Here is a 270-nt window from a genome sequence, read left to right as displayed (position 1 = left end):
GATATAGCCCCAACGCAGCTTGGTCTTCTCGTCGAGATTGGGCTTGAGCATGCCGACGATGTCGTGGCTCGCGACCGTGGCTACGCCGATCATCAGGCCGGCAATGGTCGAGACGCCGGCGGCGAGCGCGCCGGCGATGACGAGCGCGCTGACCCATTCGGGGTTGTAGGCGAGGTTGAGCAGCAGCGTTGTCTTGTCGGCGGCTGCGGGCGGCAGCGCCTGGCCGAGCCTTGCGAAGTGGAATACGCCTGCGAAGCCGACCGCATAGAC

General features: G+C 65.9%; 1 pseudogene. It reads right to left on the bottom strand.

Annotated elements, in window-relative coordinates:
* Window positions 1-270: pseudogene (locus ACS2QP_RS27775) on the bottom strand (sodium:solute symporter); the annotation flags it as partial.

It is taken from the genome of Bacillus cereus group sp. Bce019, assembly GCF_051781745.1.
Classification (GTDB): Bacteria; Bacillota; Bacilli; order Bacillales; family Bacillaceae_G; genus Bacillus_A; species Bacillus_A cereus.
Note: the sequence above shows the minus strand (reverse complement) of the source record. Positions and strands in the feature narration are given on the sequence as shown.